The following is a 22,144-nucleotide window of genomic DNA, read 5'->3' on the forward strand; positions in this document are numbered from 1 at the left end:
TCCCTTAAGAAGTTGTTAAGGATTACCCTGTTAAATGGATTGCGAAACGACATTAAAGGGAGAGATGAAGATGAAAAAATTCGCTGCAATTGCTGCCATCATGATGATGACCACCGCGCCGGTCTTTGCTGCTCAGGGCGGTTTTACTGGCCCATCGGCCACACAGACCCAGACGCAAACTCAGCAGGGCGGTTTTGTCGATAACAACGCCAACCTCACCACCGCGGCAAAAGTGAAAGACCTGAAGGACGATGCCTGGGTGAAGCTGCGCGGGAACATTACCGAGCGCCTGTCCGATGACCGCTACACCTTCCGCGATGAGACCGGCACGGTCAACGTGGAGATTGACCACAAGCGCTGGAACGGCGTGACCGTCACCCCGCAGGATAAAGTGGAAATCCAGGGCAAGGTCGATAAAGAGTGGAACGATTTTGAAATCGACGTGAAGCAGGTTATTAAGCTGAACAAATAACCCGAAAAGGGCCGCAGATGCGGCCCTTTTTCTTTGTGACTCAACTCGCCAGATAAGGTAGTATCTGCGGCAATATTGCCTGAAACCCTTCGGTTTCTGAGTTGAGGAATCACACGTAATGAGCGATATGGCAGAGCGCCTCGCGCTACATGAATTCACGGAAAACGCCTACCTGAACTACTCCATGTACGTCATCATGGACAGGGCGTTGCCGTTTATCGGAGATGGCCTGAAGCCCGTTCAGCGCCGCATTGTGTATGCGATGTCCGAGCTGGGTCTGAGCGCCAGCGCCAAGTTCAAGAAATCCGCCCGTACCGTCGGTGACGTGCTGGGTAAATACCATCCGCACGGCGACAGCGCCTGTTATGAAGCGATGGTGCTGATGGCGCAGCCGTTCTCTTACCGCTACCCGCTGGTGGACGGGCAGGGGAACTGGGGTGCGCCGGACGATCCGAAATCCTTCGCGGCGATGCGTTATACCGAATCCCGTCTCTCTAAATATGCAGAAGTGCTGCTGGGCGAGCTGGGTCAGGGAACCGTTGACTGGGTACCTAACTTCGACGGTACGATGCAGGAGCCGAAGATGCTGCCTGCGCGTCTGCCGAACATCCTGCTGAACGGCACCACCGGTATCGCGGTCGGTATGGCGACGGACATTCCGCCGCACAACCTGCGTGAGGTGGCGAAAGCCGCCATCACCCTGATCGAGCAGCCGAAAACCTCGCTGGACGAGCTGCTGGATATCGTGCAGGGGCCGGACTACCCGACCGAAGCCGAAATCATCACCTCGCGCGCGGAAATCCGCAAAATCTACCAGAACGGTCGCGGCTCCGTGCGCATGCGCGCGGTGTGGAACAAAGAGGACGGCGCAGTCGTCATCACCGCGCTGCCGCATCAGGTTTCCGGTGCCAAAGTGCTGGAGCAGATCGCCTCCCAGATGCGCAATAAAAAGCTGCCGATGGTGGACGACCTGCGCGACGAATCCGACCACGAGAACCCGACCCGTCTGGTCATCGTGCCGCGCTCGAACCGCGTGGACATGGAGCAGGTGATGAACCACCTGTTCGCCACCACCGATCTGGAAAAAAGCTACCGCATCAACCTGAACATGATCGGCCTCGACGGACGCCCGGCGGTGAAAAACCTGCTGGAGATCCTCACCGAATGGCTGACGTTCCGCCGCGATACGGTACGCCGTCGTCTGAATTACCGTCTGGAGAAAGTGCTTAAGCGCCTGCATATCCTTGAAGGTTTGCTGGTGGCGTTCCTCAACATCGACGAAGTGATTGAGATCATCCGTACCGAGGACGAGCCGAAGCCGGCGCTGATGTCGCGCTTTGGCATCAGCGAAACCCAGGCCGAAGCGATCCTCGAACTGAAGCTGCGCCATCTCGCCAAACTGGAAGAGATGAAGATCCGCGGCGAGCAGAACGAGCTGGAAAAAGAGCGCGATCAGCTGCAGGCGATCCTCGCGTCCGAGCGCAAGATGAACACCCTGCTGAAGAAAGAGCTGCAGGCCGATGCAGACGCCTTCGGCGACGACCGTCGCTCTCCGCTGCACGAGCGCGAAGAAGCGAAGGCGATGAACGAGCACGACATGCAGCCGTCCGAGCCGGTGACCATTGTTCTGTCGCAGAGCGGCTGGGTGCGTAGCGCCAAAGGCCACGATATCGACGCGCCGGGGCTGAGCTACAAAGCGGGCGACAGCTTCAAAGCGGCGGTGAAAGGTAAGAGCAACCAGCCGGTGGCGTTTATCGATTCCACCGGACGCAGCTACGCCATCGACCCGATCACGCTGCCTTCCGCGCGCGGGCAGGGCGAGCCGCTCACCGGCAAGCTGACGCTGCCGCCGGGTGCGACGGTTGACCATATGCTGATGGAAGCCGATGACCAGAAGCTGCTGTTGGCGTCCGATGCGGGCTACGGCTTTATCTGTACCTTTAACGATCTCGTCTCCCGCAACCGTGCCGGTAAGGCGCTGATCAGCCTGCCGGACAACGCTCACGTGATGGCGCCGCTGGTGATTGAGAACGAAAGCGACATGCTGCTGGCGATTACTACCGCCGGACGTATGCTGATGTTCCCGGTCAGCGATCTGCCGGAGCTGTCGAAAGGCAAGGGTAACAAGATCATCAACATCCCGTCGGCGGAAGCCGCGAAAGGCGAAGATGGCCTGGCGCACCTCTTCCTCCTGCCGCCGCAGAGCACGCTGACCATTCACGTCGGCAAGCGTAAGATCAAGCTTCGCCCGGAAGAGCTGCAGAAAGTGGTGGGTGAGCGCGGTCGCCGCGGCTCGCTGATGCGCGGTCTGCAGCGTATCGACCGCGTGGAGATTGACTCTCCTGCACGCAGCGCCGCGGGTGACAGCGAAGAGTAATGCCGTGATCTCCCCCTCCGTCCGGAGGGGGAATTTCAGTAAAATTTCCCGTAAAATCGTTGTTAATTCGTGCGTTGCGATTAACAATACGCGCTCGTAATAAAGTCCTTACCTGGCCACAGGTGAAGTATAATTGTCAGCTGTCAGGGCTTCAGAGGTCGCTATGCTATACATTGTTCGTCTCATTCTTACCGTTATCTACTGCATTCTGGTCTGTATTTTCGGCTGCATATATTGCCTGTTCAGCCCGCGTAATCCGAAGCATGTTGCTACCTTTGGCCACATGTTCGGTCGTCTTGCGCCGCTGTTCGGTCTTAAGGTTGAAAAACGTCTGCCTGAAGGCGCTGAAAATTTCGGCAACGCCATCTATATCGCTAACCATCAGAACAACTACGATATGGTGACCGCCGCAAATATCGTTTTGCCGCCGACCGTGACGGTGGGGAAAAAAAGCCTGCTGTGGATCCCGTTTTTTGGCCTGCTGTACTGGCTTACCGGTAACCTGCTGATCGACCGTAACAACCGTGCAAAAGCGCACAGCACCATTGCGGAAGTGGTGAATCATTTCAAAAAGCGCAGAATCTCAATCTGGATGTTCCCGGAAGGAACGCGCAGCCGCGGCCGCGGCCTGCTGCCGTTTAAAACCGGTGCGTTTCATGCCGCAATTGCGGCAGGTGTTCCAATTATTCCCGTGTGCGTTTCCAATACTTCGAATAAGATTAATCTTAACCGCCTGAATAACGGGCTGGTGATTGTCGAAATGCTGCCCCCCGTCGATACCAGCAAATACGGTAAAGACCAGGTGCGCGAGCTGGCAGCGCACTGCCGTGAGCTGATGGCTCAGCATATTGCGCTGCTCGACAAAGAAGTCGCAGAGAGAGAAGCCGCCGGTAAGATTTAATCCGGCGTTGAAGGGAAAACGAATTCCCGCGTTGTTAGTCGTTTCAGATGGAGCTTATATGTCACTCAGTCGGCGTCAGTTTATTCAGGCTTCCGGGATCGCCCTTTGTGCGGGTGCGATGCCGCTGACAGCCAGCGCCGCCGGGCAGCAACAGCCGCTGCCTATTCCGCCATTAATTGAATCTCGTCGTGGTCAGCCGCTTTTCCTGACGCTGCAGCGTAGCCACTGGTCCTTCACCCAGGGGACGCGTGCGTCTATCTGGGGCATTAACGGACGTTATCTTGGGCCGACCATACGCGTGTGGAATGGCGATGACGTAAAGCTCATCTACAGCAACCGAACCCCTGAAAATGTTGCCATGACCGTCAGCGGCTTACAGGTTCCAGGCCCGTTGATTGGCGGCGCGGCGCGAATGATGTCACCCAGCGCCGACTGGGCGCCCGTTCTGCCGATTCGCCAGAGCGCGGCAACCCTGTGGTATCACGCCAACACGCCTAACCGCACGGCACAGCAGGTCTATAATGGTCTGGCCGGAATGTGGCTGGTGGAAGATGAGGTCAGCAAATCCCTGCCGATCCCGAACCACTACGGCGTGGATGACTTCCCCATTATCATCCAAGACAAACGTCTGGATAATTTCGGTACGCCGGAATACAGCGAGCCGGGCAGCGGCGGCTTCGTCGGCGATACGCTGCTGGTCAACGGCGCGCAAAGCCCGTATGTCGAAGTCTCGCGCGGCTGGGTGCGCCTGCGCCTGCTCAACGCCTCCAACTCGCGCCGCTATCAGCTGCAAATGAGCGATGGCCGTCCGCTGCACGTGATCTCCGGCGACCAGGGCTTTTTACCTGCGCCGGTTTCCGTCAAACAGCTGGCGCTCTCGCCGGGTGAACGTCGCGAAATTCTCGTGGATATGACCAACGGGGATGAAGTGTCGCTGACCTGCGGCGAAGCGGCGAGCATTGTTGACCGTATTCGCGGGTTCTTTGAACCGTCGAGCATACTTGTCTCGACCCTGGTGCTGACCCTGCGTCCAACCGGTCTGCTGCCGCTGGTGACCGATAGCCTGCCAATGCGTCTGCTGCCGCAGGAGATCATGAGCGGCTCGCCGGTGCGCAGCCGTGATATCAGCCTGGGCGACGATCCGGGGATCAACGGCGCGCTGTGGGACGTCAACCGCATCGACATTACCGCGCAGCAGGGCACCTGGGAGCGCTGGACGGTCCGTTCAGATATGCCGCAGTCGTTCCACATTGAAGGGGTGTCATTCCTGATCCGCAACGTCAACGGCGCGATGCCGTTCCCGGAAGATCGCGGCTGGAAAGATACCGTCTGGGTGGACGGTCAGGTTGAACTGCTCGTCTACTACGGTCAGCCTTCGTGGCCGCACTTCCCGTTCCTGTTCCACAGCCAGACGCTGGAGATGATGGACAGGGGCTCCGTGGGGCAGATGCTGGTGAATCCGGCACCGTAAAACGAGTCGGGTGGCGGCTTCGCCTTACCCGACCTACAGGCCCGTAGGCCCGGTAAGCGTAGCGCCACCGGGCAATAAATACCCCTTCATTTCCCACATTGATCCAGCGTATAATCCCGCTCCTTTTGTCTATTTTTTCTTCGGAAGCATTATGAGCGCAATTTCCCTGATCCAGCCGGATCGTGACCTCTTCTCCTGGCCCCAGTACTGGGCAGCCTGCTTTGGACCGGCGCCGTTCCTGCCGATGTCCCGTGAAGAGATGGACCAACTGGGCTGGGACAGCTGCGACATCATTCTGGTCACGGGCGATGCTTACGTTGACCATCCGAGCTTCGGTATGGCCATCTGTGGCCGTATGCTTGAAGCGCAGGGCTTCCGCGTGGGGATCATCTCCCAGCCTGACTGGAACAGCAAAGACGACTTTATGCGTCTGGGTAAACCGAACCTGTTCTTCGGCGTCACCGCAGGCAACATGGACTCAATGATCAACCGCTATACCGCCGACCGTAAGCTGCGCCATGACGACGCCTACACGCCGGATAACGTGGCGGGTAAACGCCCCGACCGCGCGACCCTGGTCTATACCCAGCGCTGTAAAGAAGCCTGGAAAGACGTGCCGGTGATCCTGGGCGGCATCGAGGCGAGCCTGCGCCGCACCGCGCACTACGACTACTGGTCAGATACCGTTCGCCGCTCGGTGCTGGTGGATTCCAAAGCCGACATGCTGATTTACGGTAACGGCGAGCGTCCGCTGGTGGAAGTGGCGCACCGTCTGTCGCAGGGTGAACCGGTGAGCAGCATCCGCGACGTGCGCAATACCGCGATCATGGTCAAAGAGGCGCTGCCGGGCTGGAGCGGGGTGGATTCCCGCATCATTGATATGCCGGGCAAAATCGACCCGATCCCGCACCCGTACGGCGAAGATCTGCCGTGTGCCGATAACAAGCCGGTTGAGCCAAAAAAAGCGGAAGCGAAGGCTATCGTTGTGCAGCCGCCGCGCCCGAAGCCGTGGGAAAAGACCTACGTGCTGCTGCCGTCCTACGAGAAGGTGAAAGCCGACAAGGTGCTCTACGCGCACGCGTCCCGTATTCTGCACCATGAAACCAACCCGGGCTGCGCCCGCGCGCTGATGCAGAAGCACGGCGAGCGCTTTATCTGGATCAACCCGCCGGCGATCCCGCTCTCCACCGAAGAGATGGACAGCGTCTTTGCGCTGCCGTACAAGCGCGTGCCGCACCCGGCGTACGGCAACGCCCGTATCCCGGCGTATGAGATGATTCGCTTCTCGATCAACATCATGCGCGGCTGCTTCGGTGGGTGCTCGTTCTGCTCCATTACCGAACACGAAGGCCGTATTATCCAGAGCCGCTCTGAAGATTCGATCATCAATGAGATCGAAGCCATTCGCGACTCGGTGCCGGGCTTTACCGGCGTGATCTCTGACCTCGGCGGCCCAACCGCGAACATGTACATGCTGCGCTGCAAGTCGCCGCGCGCGGAGCAAACCTGTCGTCGCCTCTCCTGCGTCTATCCGAGCATTTGCGAGCACATGGACACTAACCACGAGCCGACGATCAACCTCTACCGCCGCGCGCGTGACCTGAAGGGCATCAAGAAGATCCTCATCGCTTCCGGGGTACGTTACGACATCGCCGTGGAAGATCCGCGCTACATCAAAGAGCTGGCAACGCACCACGTCGGCGGCTATCTGAAGATTGCGCCGGAGCACACCGAGGAAGGCCCGCTGTCGAAAATGATGAAGCCGGGCATGGGCAGCTACGACCGCTTTAAAGAGCTGTTCGACACCTATTCGAAGCAGGCGGGCAAAGAGCAGTATCTGATCCCGTACTTCATCTCCGCGCACCCGGGCACGCGCGATGAGGACATGGTGAACCTGGCGCTGTGGCTGAAGCAGCGGCGCTTCCGCCTGGATCAGGTGCAGAACTTCTATCCGTCACCGCTCGCCAACTCGACGACCATGTATTACACCGGCAAGAACCCGCTGAGTAAGATTGGCTACAAGAGTGAAGAGGTGGTGGTGCCGAAAGGGGATAAACAGCGTCGTCTGCACAAGGCGCTGCTGCGTTACCACGACCCGAAAAACTGGCCGCTGATCCGTCAGGCGCTGGAAGAGATGGGTAAAAAACACCTGATCGGCTCCCGCCGCGACTGCCTGGTACCGGCCCCGACGCTGGATGAGATGCGCGAAGCGCGTCGCCAGAACCGCAATACGCGCCCGGCGCTGACCAAGCACACGCCGATTGTGCATCAGCGTTCGAACGGTGGGGCGGGAACGAAGAAGAACGTAAAACGTAAGATCGGTTAAACCTGTAACAATGCCCGGTGGCGCTGCGCTTACCGGGCCTACAGGTCAGCGCGTAGGCCGGGTAAGGCGAAGCCGCCACCCGGCTTTTTTCTGCATAAGGGTATGAGGCCCAAAATGAAAATAAGGAAGTTAACAGGAGCGATGCTGATTGGCCTGACGCTATGCGGTTGTGTAATGCACCGCCAGACACAGCCAGAAGTGGAAGGACGTCTAATCGACAGCGCAGGTAAGCCAGTCCCGGACGCAAAAATAGTATTAGAGAGGGAGCAGACGCTTTCTGACGAAAACGGTCGTTTTGCTCTTCAGGGCCAGCATGAGTGGATCTTTTTTCTGCCAATAGGTCCGATGGACTGGATTTATCACACCCCGCTCCAGATAAGCGTCAACGGAAAGGAATATGAAGCAGAAGCAGGCGGCGGTCTCGGTGGGCCACATAACCTTGAAGGGAAAGCGTATAACGTTATTTGCACATTGCCTGACCTTCCCGGAGAAGCGAGATGTCAGTCCGGTTTATAGATTAAAATGAGCCCGGCGGAAGACCGGGCTCATTTTAGGTATTACCCGCCAAACTGATCCGGATCCGGCCCAAGCCGCTTGCCCTTATCCAGCTTCGCAATCTCACCCAGCTCATCTTTATCCAGGCGGAAATCCCAGACGTCGAAATTCTCGGCGATGCGCGATGGCGTGACCGATTTCGGAATGACCACCAGGCCGTTGTCCAGATGCCAGCGAATGACGATTTGCGCCGGGGTTTTACCGTATTTATCCGCCAGCTCACGGATAATCTTTTGATCAAACACCCCTTCGCCGCCCTGCGCCAGCGGGCTCCAGGACTCGGTCTGGATTTTATGCGTGGCGTTCCAGGCATGAAGCTGGCGCTGCTGCATCAGCGGGTGCAGCTCGATCTGGTTAATCACCGGCGCAACGCCCGTCTCGTCAATCAGCCGCTGCAGGTGATGAACCTGGAAATTACAGACGCCGATGCTTTTCACCAGCCCTTCTTTTTGCAGTTCAATCATCCCTTTCCAGGCATCAACGTAGTGATCGATAGCCGGAACCGGCCAGTGCATCAGCCAGAGATCGACGAAATCGATCTGGAGCTTTTCAAGGCTCTCCTGCAGGGCTTCGCGGGGGCGTTTTTGATCGTCGTTCCAGAGTTTAGTGGTGATGAATAACTCATCGCGGGGGACGCCGGCGTTGGCGAGTGCCTTACCCACGCCGTCCTCGTTTTTGTATGCGGCAGCGGTATCAATGGACCGATAGCCGACTTCCAGGGCTTTATGAATGGCGGAGACGACCTCGTCGTTACCGGCTTTCCATACACCTAGCCCCAGCTGGGGCATCACGTTGCCGTCCTGCAGCTTGATTACGGTTTGGTTTGCCATTTTTCCTCCTTCAGGTGCGCATCGCCGGAGGGTTCCTCCGGCGATGGGGTGTGCATTAAGTCTGGACGAAATGTCAAAAAACGAAAGTCGGGAGGGCAAAAACGCTTAGCGCGCCGCTTCGTAGATGCGACGGCTCACGTCCAGCGTAATGTCGCCGTGCTCGCCCAGGTGGGTCATGCCGTGTTCTTCGAGTTTCGCCAGCAGGGCAGGGATGGAGCTGCCGTCCAGACCGTAGCCGGACAGGCGCGTTGGCACGCCCAGACCTTCAAAGAAGCTGCGGGTCGCTTCGATGGCGGCATCAATACGCGCATCGTCAGAACCCTCGGTGATGTTCCACACGCGTTCAGCGTACTGCAGCAGCTTGGCGCGCTTGGTATCGCGTTTTTCGTTCCACAGGGCAGGCAGCACAACGGCCAGCGTCTGAGCGTGGTCCAGACCGTGCATTGCCGTCAGCTCGTGGCCCAGCATGTGGGTGGCCCAGTCCTGCGGCACGCCAGCCCCGATCAGGCCGTTCAGCGCCTGCGTTGCGGCCCACATTACGTTGGCACGCACGTCGTAGTTTTCCGGCTCTTTCAGCGCTTTCGGGCCGTCTTCGACGAGCGTCAGCAGAATGCCTTCCGCGAAGCGATCCTGAATTTTGGCATTCACCGGATATGTTACGTACTGCTCAACGGTATGAACAAAGGCATCGACCACGCCGTTCGCCACCTGACGCGCGGGCAGGGTGTAGGTGTAAACCGGGTCCAGAATGGCGAACACAGGCTGAACGTGTTCGTTCATAAAGGCCTGTTTGTCGCCGGTGGTTTTACGGGAGATCACCGCGCCCTTGTTGGATTCAGAGCCGGTCGCTGGCAGGGTCAGCACGGAGCCCATCGGGATGGCGCTTTTAATGTCGCTGCCGCGGGTTTCCAGGATTTGCCACGGATCGATGCCGTCAGCGTAGTGCGCTGCCGCCGCGATGAATTTGGTGCCGTCCAGCACGGAGCCGCCGCCGACGGCCAGCAGGAAGGTGATGTTTTCTTCGCGGGCGATTTTCACCGCGTTCATCAGCGTTTCGTAAGACGGGTTTGGCTCGATGCCGCCGAACTCACGCACGTCCAGACCGTCCAGCGCGCTGTAAACCTGATCCAGCACGCCGGTTTTTTTCACGCTGCCGCCGCCGTAGGTGATCAGTACGCGGGCGTCAGCAGGGATCTGCGCGCGCAGATCGGCGATAGCGTCTTTACCAAACAGAATGCGTGTTGGGGTGTGAAGATTAAAGTTGTTCATTGCTCGTTCCCTTTAGTGGGTGAAAAACCGTGGTGGCGCGGAGGGCTACCTGATGCTGCACATTGTGGCCGCCCGGGGCTATCCTCTCAATGCACATTCCTGCCGATGTCTTGCCCATTTCTACAGAGCGCTGGAGAAAGCATGGAAAACGACGCACACTGTTAACGTCGAAAACCGTACCCGGAGTAACGCAAGATGAACCGTGAGGCTATCTGCCAGCAGCTCACTGCGCAGATTAAGAAATTGATAGATAATGATAATCATGCCAGCGATCTGCTGCCGGACATTCGCCTGCTCTATGGCACGCAGCCGGGGACGCGCACGCCTGTCATGTACCAGCCGGGCATCGTTTTTCTCTTCTCGGGCCATAAAATTGGCTATATCAACGAGCGCGTGTTCCGCTACGACACTAATGAATATCTGCTTCTGACAGTACCTTTACCCTTCGAATGTGAAACCTTCGCGACAGAGGCCGTTCCGCTGGCGGGTATTCGCGTCAACGTTGACATCCTTCAGCTGCAGGAGCTGCTGATGGAGATTGGCGAAGATGAGCTCTTCCAGCCGTCAATGGCGTCGAGCGGGATTAACTCGGCGACGCTGTCGGAAGAGATCCTCTGCGCCATTGAGCGTCTGCTGGACGTCATGGAAAGGCCGCTGGACGCGCGCATTCTGGGCAAGCAGATTATCCGCGAAATTCTCTACCACGTGCTGCTGGGCCCGGGCGGCGGGGCGTTACTGGCCCTGGTGAGCCGACAGACCCACTTCAGCCTGATAAGCCGCGTGCTCAAGCGTATCGAAAGCCAGTACACGGAAAACCTCAGCGTCGACCAGCTGGCGGCGGAAGCGAACATGAGCGTCTCGGCGTTTCACCATAATTTTAAATCGGTGACCAGCACCTCGCCGCTGCAGTACCTTAAAACCTATCGGCTGCACAAGGCGCGGATGCTGATGATTCACGACGGCATGAAGGCCAGCGCGGCGGCGATGCGGGTGGGTTACGAAAGCGCGTCGCAGTTCAGTCGGGAGTTTAAGCGCTATTTCGGCGTTACGCCGGGAGAAGATGCATCACGCATCCGAACGATGCAGGGAGCCTGACGGGAAATGTAGGCCGGGTAAGCGACAGCGCCACCCGGCTTTGTTGAATTATGCGCTGCAGTACTTCTTCTTAATCACTACCGCGATGGTCCCTACCAGCCCTGCCACCAGCAGGAACATCGGCAGCACCATCAGGAAGGTCATCACCTGATCTTCGTGGTGTTTCACAAAGGGGATCATATTCAGCGCGTAGCCGAGCGTGGTGACTACACCTACCCACAGCAGGGCGCTCAGCCAGTTGAAGAACTGGAAGCGGCGGTTCGACAGACCGGAAATGCCCGCCATGGTAGGCAGAAGCGTGCGAACAAACGCCAGGAAACGCCCCGCCAGCAATGCCAGCAGGCCGTGCCGATCGAACATGCAGGTCGCACGCTGATGATATTTATGCGGTAACTGCGCCAGCCAGCCTTTCACGACGCGGGTATTCCCCAGCCAGCGGCCCTGCAGATAGCTCAGCCAGCAGCCCAGGCTAGCGGCGGAGGTGAGAATAACCATCGTTGACGTGAAGTCCATAACGCCTTTGCCGATTAACGCCCCGGCCAGTAAAAGCAGGCTGTCACCGGGAAGAAATGAGGCTGGCAGTAATCCATTTTCCAGAAACAGCGTTGCGAACATCACGAGATAGACGATACCGACGACGTGAGGATCCGCCAGCGCGGCAAAGTCGTGATGCCAGAGCGCCGCGATAATATCTTGAATAACAGCCATGGACTTTCCTGTGGAACAGCAGATATAGCGCTATTGTACTCCCTTATTCGTCCTTCGGGTTTGATCCCGGGCGCAACTCATGCAGACTTTTCTGCTTGCGGTGTCCACAAAAGCGTCCAGGGAGTACATTTTCAGCCAGCACTTTACACGATACGCTCGAACCCTGCCGCTAAATCGGCAATCAGATCGTCAACATTTTCTAAACCGATATGCAGTCGAATCAGGGTACCGCTGAAGTCCACTTCTCCGCCGGGGCGCAGAGCCGCAACCTGTTCCGGCTGGTTAGGCAGGATCAGGGATTCAAACCCGCCCCAGGAGTAGGCCATGCTGAAGAGGGTAAAATTATCCAGATAGCTCGCCAGCTCGTCGTTATTCAGCCTTTTTTTCAGCACGAACGAGAACAGACCGCTGCTGCCCGTAAAGTCACGCTGCCAGAATTCGTGGCCTTTACTGCCCGGTAGCGCGGGGTGATTAACGCGCTCAACCAGCGGATGCTGCGCCAGCCATTCGGCCACCTTCAGGCTGCTTTCATGGTGCTGACGCAGGCGAACGCCCAGCGTGCGGAGTCCGCGGCTGGTCATGTAGGCCGTGTCCGCATCCACCATCTGGCCCATCAGATAGGCATTTTCTCGCAGCTGATCCCAGCAGCGCGCGTTGGAGACCGCAGTGCCAATCATGCCGTCAGAGTGGCCTATCAGGTATTTCGTCGCCGCCTGAATCGAGATATCAATGTCGAATTCCAGCGCTTTGAACAGCACGCCCGCCGCCCAGGTGTTGTCGATCATCACGATCGCCTCTGGCGCTTTGCTGCGCACGGCCTTCACGATAGCCGGCACGTCGTGAACTTCCATGGTGAGTGACCCTGGAGATTCCAGGAACACGATGCGCGTGTTTGGCTGAATGAGTTCGGCAATGCCTTCACCAATCAGCGGGTCAAACCAGCCGGTGGTCACGCCGAGCCTGCTGAGAATTTTGGTGCAAAAGTCCTGGCTGGGCTCGTAGGCGGTGTTGGTCATCAGGATGTGATCGCCCTGTTCCACAAACGCCAGAATGGTGTTGGCGACCGCAGCCGCCCCGCACGGGAACAGCGCGCAGCCCACGCCGCCTTCCAGCTCGCACATCGCCTCCTGCAGAGAAAAATGGGTTAGCGTGCCGCGACGGCCATAAAACAGCCCGCCTTTCGCGCGGTTGCGCGTGGCGATTTTTTTCTCCTCAACGGTATCAAACACCAGCGAGGAGGCTCGTTGAATCACGCTGTTGACCGATCCCTGAGTATATTTTTTGCTGCGTCCTGCCTGTACCAGCGTGGTATCAAGATGCTTTTTTGTCATGTTCGCTAACCCTGTTTTTTATACGTCTGGACGTCCAGACTACCACGATTGGAAAAAACTGCACCCGGAGGCTTATCGAATAAGCAGAAAATATTAGCAAAAAACCGCATAAGAAATTTTTACTGCGTAAGCGCAAGGAAAGTGAGCGAAAATTACGGCACCATGCAAATACTAATGAGAACTACTATCAATTCGACGACGTTTTGATATTATTACGCTCAGATTTTGTGATTTGCGTCCTGGAGATACAGAGTGGGTAATAATTTGATGCAGACGGATCTCTCCGTTTGGGGCATGTATCAGCATGCTGACATCGTGGTTAAGATTGTGATGATCGGCCTGATTCTGGCGTCCGTTGTCACCTGGGCTATCTTCTTCAGCAAAAGCGCCGAGCTGCTTTCGCAGAAGCGTCGCCTTAAGCGGGAACAGCAGCAGCTGGCTGAAGCCCGCTCTCTGGATCAGGCTTCAGACATGACCTCATCCTTCCATGCGAAAAGCCTGACCACCCTGTTAGTGAATGAAGCACAGAACGAGCTGGAACTCTCCGCTGGCAGTGAAGATAACGAAGGCATTAAAGAACGTACCGGTTTCCGCCTGGAGCGTCGCGTTGCGGCCGTTGGCCGACACATGGGACGCGGCAATGGTTATCTGGCGACCATCGGTGCGATCTCACCGTTCATCGGTCTTTTCGGTACGGTCTGGGGCATCATGAACAGCTTTATCGGTATCGCGCAGACCCAAACCACCAACCTGGCTGTCGTGGCGCCGGGTATCGCGGAAGCGCTGCTGGCGACGGCAATCGGTCTGGTAGCCGCTATTCCGGCGGTGGTTATCTACAACATCTTCGCGCGTATGATTGGCAACTACAAAGCCACGCTGGGTGACGTTGCCGCGCAGGTTCTGCTGCTGCAAAGTCGCGATCTCGACCTGAATGCCAGCTCGGTTAAGCCGGTGCATGCGGCGTCTAAACTGCGCGCAGGTTAATAGTATGGCGATGCGTCTAAACGAAAATCTGGACGATAACGGCGAAATGCATGAAATCAACGTGACGCCGTTTATCGACGTTATGCTGGTTTTGCTGATTATCTTCATGGTGGCTGCGCCGCTGGCGACGGTGGATGTGAAGGTGAATCTGCCTGCCTCTTCCAGCCAGCCGCAGCCGCGCCCGGAGAAGCCTATCTACCTGTCGGTGAAGGCGGATAAATCCATGTTCCTCGGGAACGACCCGGTGACGGCCGACTCGGTCATCCCGGCGCTGGAGCAGCTTACCGGCGGTAAGAAAGACACCACGGTCTTCTTCCGGGCGGATAAAACCGTTGATTATGAAACCATGATGAAGGTAATGGACACGCTGCATCAGGCGGGTTACCTGAAGATTGGACTGGTCGGCGAAGAGAAGGCGGCCTCGAAGTGATAAAGAAGCTGGCGAAAGCCGGCTTTTTTTATGCCTGTCGGTTTATGCGTTTTTGCTATCCGTCGGTGCGGTAGGGGGTGTTGTCAGCGCGTCCTCATCAAGCGCCACGCAGGTGACGTTTGACGTACGGTACTCACCGTCTGACAGCTTGCGCGTCAGGCGCAGGGTGGCGATTTCTCTCGCAAGCAGGTACTGATAATTGGCCTCAAGACGTCCGAGAATCTTCTCTTTCAGTTCTGGCCGCTGTTCAATGATGGCGTTCATCACGGCACCGTATATTTCTTCTTTAACCTGTAGCGGATAAATTTCACGGCGATTCTGCCATTTCAGACGAACCAGCGTCGCCGGGATCGATACCAGGTCTTGTGTAATACGCGTCATCTCGTCATTTTTTGTTTTTCTGAGTGCGTCGAGATTTTGCTTTAAGATAAATTCATCACTTTTTTTATCATCTAAAGTCAAATAAACGTCGTTATTTTTAACTTCTTTCACGTTAATCTTCCCCCAGGGTATAAAAAATTGGGTTATTTTTTTCGCGCGTAATTAAGTTAAGCCAAATTTCATTGCCCGCTTCATTAATTTCTTCAGTTTTCTCGGCTATTATTTGACTTAGTTTCTGCGCATCTATTTCACCTTCGGCCTGCAGGTCATTCAGCAGGTGGACAAAGGCTTCAATTTTTATGGCGCGAAATAAGCGGTCTTTTATATGGCGATCGTGCTCTTCCAGCAACATATTTCGGGATTTGCCAGTTCGGGAAACACCAATTAATATATCGGGCTCGAAATCAGAGAGCTTTCTTTTCCCCTGAGTGAAACTGGCCTCTTTTTCTGCTTCCGTCGGTTGCTGTTCCACAGGCGTGATGTGGTACTTAGCCGGGACGAGATAGTCGGGCAGCATTTTTAATTTCCTTTAATTTCAACAGGGTGGGGTTGGTAAAGGCGTGAGATTCGTTGACAATATCATGAGGCAAATTTAAAATCAAAAAAAATGGAGCCTACCCATGAACAGCATCTTTTTTACGGTCATCACATTACTATTACTGACCGCTGGTGTTCTTTTATTGATGCAGGAGTTCAATAAAACGAAAGTGTCGGAAGACGCCAGTGAACCCCCGCAACCTGAACTGATGACAAAAGAGGAAGGTGAAGACCATTTCTCTGTATTGATGAACTCTGTTACGCCTGTCTGGTACTGGCGGGTGAACCACGAATATATCGACTTTTTACACGCGACAATTAAACGCATGAAAATGTCGGAAATTAATGACACGCCTGGACTGTTTGAGGCGCAGCGTCGCTGTAGCGACCTGAATTCAGCAGTGTATAAATATTATGACAATATCAAAAAGCGCTGCCTTAACGGCGAGAAGGTATCTTATTCCGATCTGGACGTATTAAATTTGCGGCAGTGTTTTCGCGAGTTCAGTCTGGAAGCCTATCCTGAGCTGGTGGCGCTGGTCTGGCCGGAGTACGCACGTCCCGAGGTTAACCCGGACAACGTCTGAGTAACGTACCGTTGAGTTATTGCAAACAGTCAGCGCCGTTGAGATATACTGGGCGCTGGTTTCTTTTGCAAACAGGACTTTATGGAACGCTTTTTTGAAAATGCCATGTACGCCTCTCGCTGGATACTGGCTCCCGTCTATTTTGGCCTTTCGCTGGCACTTGTCGCGCTGACGATTAAGTTCTTTCAGGAAATCTGGCATGTTCTGCCGAACATTTTTTCCATTGCCGAAGCGGATTTGATTCTGGTTCTGCTGTCGCTGGTGGATATGACCCTGGTGGGCGGGCTGCTGGTGATGGTGATGTTCTCCGGCTACGAGAATTTTGTCTCCCAGCTTGATATCGACGAGCGTAAAGAGAAGCTCAGCTGGCTGGGCAAAATGGATGCTTCGTCGCTGAAGAATAAGGTGGCCGCGTCGATCGTGGCGATCTCCTCCATCCACCTGTTGCGCGTGTTTATGGACGCGAAGAACGTGCCGGATAACAAACTGATGTGGTACGTCATCATCCACCTGACGTTTGTGCTGTCTGCGTTTGTGATGGGGTATCTGGATAAGATCAGTAAGAAATAATTTCCCCTCACCCTAACCCTCTCCCACAGGGAGAGGGCCGGGATGAGGGCATCAGACCGCACTATTTATCCGACGACGCCTGCCACAGATTCAACTCCCCATCCGCAACATGCCGATCGATTCTTTCCAGCTCATCTTCGCTAAAGTGCAGGTTCTCCAGCGCCTGAACATTCTCTTCCAGCTGTTCCGGGCGGCTTGCGCCAATCAGTACGGACGTCACGCGCGCATCTTTCAGCAGCCAGCTTAGCGCCATCTGCGCCATGGTCTGACCGCGGGCGTGCGCCATCTCATTCAGCAAACGCAGGCTTTCCAGGTTGGCGTCGGTCAGCATCTTCTGCGTTAGGCCGCGCGCTTTATTCCCTTCGCGCTGCATGCGTGAACCTTCAGGAATACCGTTCAGGTATTTTCCGGTCAGCAGACCCTGCGCCAGCGGGGTAAAAGCGATACACCCCGTACCGTTTGCTTCCAGCGCATCCAGCAAGCCGGTCTTATCGACCCAGCGGTTAAGCAGGTTATAGGACGGCTGGTGGATCAGCAGCGGGATTTTCCACTCGCGCAGCAGCTCGGTCATTTTTTGCGTGCGCTCGGTCGAGTAGGAGGAAATGCCCACATACAGCGCTTTGCCGCTCTGCACGGCGTGGGCCAGCGCAGAGGCCGTCTCTTCCATCGGCGTGTTTTCATCCACGCGGTGGGAATAGAAAATATCCACGTACTCGACGCCCAGACGCTTCAGGCTCTGGTCGAGGCTGGCGAGCAGATACTTACGCGAACCGCCCGAACCGTACGGCCCAGGCCACATGTCGTAACCCGCCTTGGTGGAGATAACCAGCTCGTCGCGATATGCGGCAAAATCCTCGCGCAGCAGGCGGCCGAAATTCTCTTCCGCGCTGCCCGCCGGAGGTCCGTAGTTATTCGCGAGATCGAAATGGGTGATGCCAAGGTCGAAGGCTTTTCGCAGCAGCGCGCGCTGGGTATCAAGAGGCTGGACGTGGCCGAAGCTGTGCCACAGACCCAGCGACAGCGCGGGCAGGCGCAGGCCGCTCTTTCCACAGTAGCGGTACTGCATATGTTCATAGCGGGTAGCGTCAGGGTGCCAGGACATGATGTCTCCTTTTCTTATCGATAATTTTTTGAAACGTCGTTTTCATTCTGAACTTATCACATCACAAAGAGCGAAGATAATGGTTAACGGTGGCTGTGCGACCAGTGAAGCCACGCTAATTAAAAATGATCACAAAACGTTATAATTTCCCTCGTTCCTGCCGATAACGAGAGTAGTACTCGCCTCTGGGCGAACTCACCCTCACGGCAAGGAAGACTTATGAATATGCTCCGTAATTTCACGATCCGCTTCGTCATGCTGACGATTCTCGGGATCTTTTGTTTAATGTGGGCGGGCGTTGGCTTGTACAGCACCTGGTCCCTTTCTCGCGTAACGGATGGCAATGAAGTCGATCGCCAGCTGGTTAAACAGATGACGGTACTCAGCCAGGGCAACGATCAGTATTTCCGCTTTGTGACCCGTCTGAGCCGCGCGATGGAAGTTAAAGCCGCAGGCGGCACGCCGGATTTGGCCTCTGCCCAACAGGCGCTGGATAACATGGGCAAGAAACTGGCCGAGATGAAAGCGATCTCCCCGGGCCCGATGGATGAGCAGATCTCTTCCCGGGTGATCGGCACCTGGCAGGCGCTGCTTGAACAGGGCGTCACGCCGCAAATGCAGCAGGCAAAGCTGGAGGCTCTGGAGGGGTATCGCCAGCAGGCCAATAACGTCACGCCTCCGCTGAGCCGGGCATTCGGCGCGGCCGCTGAGGAATTCAACAATGCTGCCGCGAAGTCGCTCGACAGCACCCGCGTGGTGGTGGACGGCCTGACAAGCATGACCCGCACGGTGATTATCGTCGCCACGATTATCGGTCTGCTGATCCTGCTCTTCACCGACCGCTACCTGGTGGCGATGCTGGTCAAACCGCTGGACCGCATTCGCCAGCAGTTCCGCCAGATTGCCCAGGGCGATCTCAGCCAGCCCATTGAGCCGTTTGGCCGCAACTGCGTGGGGCAGCTGGTGCCGCTGCTGAGCGCCATGCAGGACAGCCTGCGCGAAGCGGTCAGCACGATTCGCTCCGGCAGTGAAAATATCTGGCGCGGCGCGACGGAAATCTCCAGCGGTAACAACGATCTCTCTTCCCGTACCGAAGAGCAGGCGGCTGCGCTGGAAGAGACGGCAGCCAGCATGGAGCAGCTGACCGCCACGGTGAAACTGAACGCGGAAAGCGCGCGTCAGGCAAGCCAGCTGGCCGATGTGGCCTCAACCACCGCCAGCCGCGGCGGTTCGCTGGTGGAAGAGGTGGTGACCACCATGAGCGGAATTTCGGAAAGCTCGAAGAAAATTGCTGAAATCACCAACGTGATCAACAGCATTGCCTTCCAGACCAATATTCTGGCACTCAATGCGGCGGTTGAAGCGGCGCGCGCGGGCGAGCAGGGTCGTGGCTTCGCGGTGGTGGCAGGTGAAGTTCGCAACCTGGCAAGCCGCAGCGCCAACGCGGCTAAAGAGATCGAGGGGCTGATTACCGACTCCGTTTCCCGCGTAGAGCAGGGGGCGAAGCTGGTGGGCGACACCGGCACAACCATGGATGCCATTTTGCGTGACGTGACGGAAGTGACTACCATCATGAAGCAAATCGCTTCCGCCTCTGAGGAGCAAAGCAAGGGCATTTCGCAGGTCGGGATTGCCATTACCCAGATGGACGGCGTGACCCAGCAAAACGCCTCGCTGGTGGAAGAGGTTTCCGCGGCGGCGGCGGCGCTGGAGCGCCAGACCGAAGATCTTCAGCGCTCGGTGCAAAAGTTCCGCCTGACGGCATAACGCAACGTTGCAAGGCCGCCTTGTGCGGCCTTGCATTATTAACGCCTTTCCCATTCAGCGCGCGCTGAAACTGCTATTCTTTTGCTAATCCCCCTGACGTTCTGGACTCTCTTCTATGAGGTGTTGCTATGAACAGATCGTTATCAGTTATCCCTGTTCTCTCTTTCATATTTCTGATGCTGTTCTCGGTTTTTGCCAGTGCGACCCAGCAGGCGCAGGAACGGCGCGTGGCGCGTGATGTCAGGCAGGAAACCCGCGACGCGTCACGGCAGGTGAAGCAGGCCTGCGTGGTGAACAATAACCAGAGTAATCACGACTGCCGTCAGGACAAGCGTCAGATGAAACAGTCCGGAAGACAAAAAGCGCGGGACATTAAGTATTGATCAGATTTGCGAGACGGCTTCCGGGAATGCACCTTGTCGCCTCGCGCTAATCGCAGTATCTTCTTGCCGCGCCTGCAAAATCAGGCGTCGGGATTGGAACCCTGAGTGACTTTATCGGCGACATGAGAAGCTTTATGTCGTACGCTTTGCTGCACCTCAATGGTGGGCTGGCGGGGGCATCGTAAGATGCGCCGGTATCCGATAAAGCCGGTAGTTCCAACCTCGCACAGTCCACCGCCATGAGATTGGAACCTCTGACGGTGGGTTTTAAACTATTTATCGGAGGCTGCCATCATGGCTACAACCCCAACCCAGACACACGCGTTATTTACCACGCCGTTTTCTCATACCACCGATTTCACCGAGCTGGCGGACAACTGCGAGCACTACGCTTATTCTCTGGTGGAATGCGACGACATTACCGAGAAGCTGGCGTTATGCGGGCGTCTCTCCACCTGTCTGGCACTGCTGCAATCCACGCTCCATGAACCTGTTCCGGCGCATTTGATCCCGCATTTTATCGTGAACGATCTTCCCGCACGGCTGCCTGCTTTCGAACCGGAAAGCGACCAACTCGGTCAATACTGCCAGGTTTTAACCCAGTTGCTGATTAGCCGCGCCCTGCCACAGGAGATGGCGCGCGTGATAGAGGATTTGCTGTGTGAACTGGTGGGATATTACGCCGATACGCTGAAAGCGCCGCGCTGGATAAATACGCCGGAAGGAAATATCGCGATTAATTAAGATTGTCTTCTGTTGCCGGGGGGCGGCTGCGCCTTACCCGGCCTGCGTTATTATTTTCATGTGTTAATGTAACAATATATTTGGCATTTTCTGCATCGTAAAAGCGATGGGCATTAATATAGTCTTAAGCTCCTCCCGACATAATTAATTTTCTTATTTTATCGGAAATAATACAGTCTATGAAAAAGCTCTATATCGTATTGGCCGCCATGGCAGGCCTGGCTATGGTCAATTCAGCAATGGCGCAAAGCGTCACCGTGGATGTTCCGAGCGGTTATAAAGTGGTGATTGTCCCGTCATCCACCACGGTTCCGCAGGCGGTAACCGTCGCGCCAGCACCGTCACAAACTGTTTATGCCGCGCCAGCTCCGGTTTATCACCCGCGTGCGCGGCATGTGGCGAGCGTGGCGGAAGGGATGGTGATTGAGCATCAGTACGACGATCATCATTGATGCTTCGCCCGGGTGGCACATCCGGGCCTATTTTGAAGCACTTCTCACGCTGTTGCGTTTAATCCTGCTGTTGCAATTCGGGAAATCGGGTTTCCCGTTGCAGATGCCACTTCTGCGATACGCTTAAATGAGGGGTTACCGTTTGGTGAAAGTGATTTGTAGAGTGATTCGCGGGAAATACCTGCACGTTTTGCGATGACGGTCATCCCGCCAGAGGCTTCAATGACATGGCGTAAAGCCATCATAAACGCCTCATAGCCTCCGGGCTCGTCAATTTCAATGAAAGCCTGATGAAGATATACGGGCGCGAAATCCGGAGAATCTTTCAGGAGTTGTACCATTGCGTCATCATGAAGTACTGATTTAGCCATTGCGATTTCCTCTTATATTCTGCGCTTGTAGTCGTTGAGGTACTCAACGGCCCTTTCAATATCTGCATTTTGCTTTTTCTTCGTTCCAGTCAATAACACCAGACTCACTGCGCCATCTGCCGGATCGGAGACTTCGCTGAAATAGACACGGTAACCCGGCCCCTGGTTAATTCTGAGCTCTGAAACGCTCTCTCTGCATGGTTTGCAATCACCATAGTTACCCGTTGACATTCTGGCGACACGCGTAGCAATCATGGCTTTTGCTATGGGATCTTTCACACTTCTCAGATAGGCATCAAAAGGGTCGTACCCGTCAGCTGTGATGTAGTGTTTAACCTTAGCCATTATTGTAGCCTGTAGTTTACGATAAGCAAATGCATTGTAATCTTCAGGCTACGACAGGCAACTGTTCACAGGGTTGTGACAGTGGGGAAGATGTGATTTCTGAAAGCGGATCGCAAAAATGAGAGACCGCTGTGCCCGGCCTTTCTCAGCATCGCA

24 protein-coding genes are annotated in these 22,144 nt (G+C 56.0%); 15 read left to right on the forward strand and 9 right to left on the reverse strand.

Annotation, left to right across the window (positions count from 1 at the left end):
* Positions 1–70: 70 nt before the first annotated feature.
* The 6 genes from AB8846_RS06250 to AB8846_RS06275 all read left to right on the forward strand — a co-directional run bounded on the left by AB8846_RS06250 (position 71) and on the right by AB8846_RS06275 (position 8,063).
* Positions 71–472, forward strand: coding sequence for a YgiW/YdeI family stress tolerance OB fold protein (locus tag AB8846_RS06250; RefSeq protein WP_063145597.1), 402 nt, complete (start codon positions 71–73; stop codon positions 470–472).
* Between the two features lie 118 nt (positions 473–590).
* Entirely contained in the window at positions 591–2,849 is a 2,259-nt protein-coding gene (gene parC / locus AB8846_RS06255; protein ID WP_063145585.1) for a DNA topoisomerase IV subunit A, read from the forward strand.
* A 163-nt stretch (positions 2,850–3,012) separates the two neighbouring features.
* Positions 3,013–3,750, forward strand: a complete 738-nt coding sequence (plsC, locus tag AB8846_RS06260; RefSeq protein WP_370732317.1) for a 1-acylglycerol-3-phosphate O-acyltransferase — start codon at positions 3,013–3,015, stop codon at positions 3,748–3,750.
* 58 nt (positions 3,751–3,808) lie between these two features.
* A complete protein-coding gene (gene ftsP, locus AB8846_RS06265; protein WP_063145583.1) occupies positions 3,809–5,221 on the forward strand; it encodes a cell division protein FtsP in 1,413 nt (470 codons plus the stop codon).
* Between the two features lie 151 nt (positions 5,222–5,372).
* Positions 5,373–7,547, forward strand: a complete 2,175-nt coding sequence (locus tag AB8846_RS06270; protein WP_023333410.1) for a YgiQ family radical SAM protein — start codon at positions 5,373–5,375, stop codon at positions 7,545–7,547.
* A 141-nt stretch (positions 7,548–7,688) separates the two neighbouring features.
* Positions 7,689–8,063, forward strand: a complete 375-nt coding sequence (locus AB8846_RS06275; protein WP_370732318.1) for a carboxypeptidase regulatory-like domain-containing protein — start codon at positions 7,689–7,691, stop codon at positions 8,061–8,063.
* 41 nt (positions 8,064–8,104) lie between these two features.
* Here AB8846_RS06275 and dkgA read toward each other — a convergent pair whose 3' ends face one another.
* Together dkgA and yqhD are read right to left on the reverse strand one after the other, a co-directional pair.
* Positions 8,105–8,932 (reverse strand): 2,5-didehydrogluconate reductase DkgA, encoded by an 828-nt coding sequence (gene dkgA, locus AB8846_RS06280; protein ID WP_370732319.1) that lies wholly within the window; start codon positions 8,930–8,932, stop codon positions 8,105–8,107.
* A gap of 105 nt (positions 8,933–9,037) precedes the next feature.
* The gene (gene yqhD / locus AB8846_RS06285; protein ID WP_370732320.1) at positions 9,038–10,201 is read right to left on the reverse strand and encodes an alcohol dehydrogenase; all 1,164 of its coding nucleotides are present in this window, start codon (positions 10,199–10,201) and stop codon (positions 9,038–9,040) included.
* Positions 10,202–10,396: 195 nt separating this feature from the next.
* Here yqhD and AB8846_RS06290 point away from each other — a divergent pair, with 195 nt between their 5' ends.
* On the forward strand, positions 10,397–11,296 hold the full coding sequence (locus AB8846_RS06290) for an AraC family transcriptional regulator N-terminal domain-containing protein (protein WP_370732321.1): 900 nt from the start codon (positions 10,397–10,399) through the stop codon (positions 11,294–11,296).
* A 48-nt stretch (positions 11,297–11,344) separates the two neighbouring features.
* On the opposite strand, the gene yghB is transcribed toward AB8846_RS06290, so the two are convergent.
* Entirely contained in the window at positions 11,345–12,004 is a 660-nt protein-coding gene (gene yghB / locus AB8846_RS06295) for a DedA family general envelope maintenance protein YghB (RefSeq protein WP_063145578.1), read from the reverse strand.
* Between the two features lie 143 nt (positions 12,005–12,147).
* Positions 12,148–13,335, reverse strand: a complete 1,188-nt coding sequence (gene metC, locus AB8846_RS06300) for a cystathionine beta-lyase (RefSeq protein WP_370732322.1) — start codon at positions 13,333–13,335, stop codon at positions 12,148–12,150.
* A gap of 252 nt (positions 13,336–13,587) precedes the next feature.
* On the opposite strand from metC, the gene exbB reads away from it, so the two are divergent.
* The gene (gene exbB / locus AB8846_RS06305) at positions 13,588–14,319 is read left to right on the forward strand and encodes a tol-pal system-associated acyl-CoA thioesterase (protein WP_063145576.1); all 732 of its coding nucleotides are present in this window, start codon (positions 13,588–13,590) and stop codon (positions 14,317–14,319) included.
* Positions 14,320–14,323: 4 nt separating this feature from the next.
* Positions 14,324–14,749: a TonB system transport protein ExbD gene (gene exbD, locus AB8846_RS06310; RefSeq protein WP_023309173.1), complete on the forward strand. Its 426-nt coding sequence runs from the start codon at positions 14,324–14,326 to the stop codon at positions 14,747–14,749.
* Positions 14,750–14,791: 42 nt separating this feature from the next.
* On the opposite strand, the gene AB8846_RS06315 is transcribed toward exbD, so the two are convergent.
* Complete coding sequence (locus tag AB8846_RS06315) at positions 14,792–15,241, reverse strand: hypothetical protein (RefSeq protein WP_063145575.1); 450 nt, start codon at positions 15,239–15,241, stop codon at positions 14,792–14,794.
* A gap of 1 nt (position 15,242) precedes the next feature.
* Positions 15,243–15,647, reverse strand: coding sequence for a hypothetical protein (locus tag AB8846_RS06320; protein ID WP_063145574.1), 405 nt, complete (start codon positions 15,645–15,647; stop codon positions 15,243–15,245).
* A gap of 103 nt (positions 15,648–15,750) precedes the next feature.
* Here AB8846_RS06320 and AB8846_RS06325 point away from each other — a divergent pair, with 103 nt between their 5' ends.
* Positions 15,751–16,254, forward strand: coding sequence for an ESA_00282 family adhesion-associated protein (locus tag AB8846_RS06325; RefSeq protein ID WP_063145573.1), 504 nt, complete (start codon positions 15,751–15,753; stop codon positions 16,252–16,254).
* A gap of 81 nt (positions 16,255–16,335) precedes the next feature.
* The gene (locus tag AB8846_RS06330; protein WP_047347852.1) at positions 16,336–16,824 is read left to right on the forward strand and encodes a TIGR00645 family protein; all 489 of its coding nucleotides are present in this window, start codon (positions 16,336–16,338) and stop codon (positions 16,822–16,824) included.
* 61 nt (positions 16,825–16,885) lie between these two features.
* Here the strand turns inward: AB8846_RS06330 and AB8846_RS06335 are convergent, their stop codons facing one another.
* Positions 16,886–17,926, reverse strand: a complete 1,041-nt coding sequence (locus tag AB8846_RS06335; protein ID WP_370732323.1) for an aldo/keto reductase — start codon at positions 17,924–17,926, stop codon at positions 16,886–16,888.
* A 219-nt stretch (positions 17,927–18,145) separates the two neighbouring features.
* Here AB8846_RS06335 and AB8846_RS06340 point away from each other — a divergent pair, with 219 nt between their 5' ends.
* The 4 genes from AB8846_RS06340 to AB8846_RS06355 all read left to right on the forward strand — a co-directional run bounded on the left by AB8846_RS06340 (position 18,146) and on the right by AB8846_RS06355 (position 21,272).
* A complete protein-coding gene (locus AB8846_RS06340; protein ID WP_370732324.1) occupies positions 18,146–19,693 on the forward strand; it encodes a methyl-accepting chemotaxis protein in 1,548 nt (515 codons plus the stop codon).
* 128 nt (positions 19,694–19,821) lie between these two features.
* Positions 19,822–20,076 carry a hypothetical protein gene (locus AB8846_RS06345; RefSeq protein WP_370732325.1) on the forward strand — a complete coding sequence of 85 codons (255 nt, stop codon included), beginning with the start codon at positions 19,822–19,824 and terminating at the stop codon, positions 20,074–20,076.
* 294 nt (positions 20,077–20,370) lie between these two features.
* Positions 20,371–20,820 carry a hypothetical protein gene (locus AB8846_RS06350; RefSeq protein ID WP_370732326.1) on the forward strand — a complete coding sequence of 150 codons (450 nt, stop codon included), beginning with the start codon at positions 20,371–20,373 and terminating at the stop codon, positions 20,818–20,820.
* A 179-nt stretch (positions 20,821–20,999) separates the two neighbouring features.
* Positions 21,000–21,272: a hypothetical protein gene (locus AB8846_RS06355; protein ID WP_063145568.1), complete on the forward strand. Its 273-nt coding sequence runs from the start codon at positions 21,000–21,002 to the stop codon at positions 21,270–21,272.
* 44 nt (positions 21,273–21,316) lie between these two features.
* Here the strand turns inward: AB8846_RS06355 and AB8846_RS06360 are convergent, their stop codons facing one another.
* Both AB8846_RS06360 and AB8846_RS06365 read right to left on the reverse strand, forming a co-directional pair.
* Positions 21,317–21,643: a DNA-binding protein gene (locus AB8846_RS06360; protein ID WP_370732327.1), complete on the reverse strand. Its 327-nt coding sequence runs from the start codon at positions 21,641–21,643 to the stop codon at positions 21,317–21,319.
* A 12-nt stretch (positions 21,644–21,655) separates the two neighbouring features.
* Positions 21,656–21,988, reverse strand: coding sequence for a type II toxin-antitoxin system RelE/ParE family toxin (locus tag AB8846_RS06365; protein ID WP_025759776.1), 333 nt, complete (start codon positions 21,986–21,988; stop codon positions 21,656–21,658).
* Positions 21,989–22,144 lie beyond the last annotated feature (156 nt).

This window comes from Enterobacter sp. KB-221C9 (assembly GCF_041320715.1).
In the GTDB taxonomy this organism is placed as follows: Bacteria; Pseudomonadota; Gammaproteobacteria; order Enterobacterales; family Enterobacteriaceae; genus Enterobacter; species Enterobacter asburiae_D.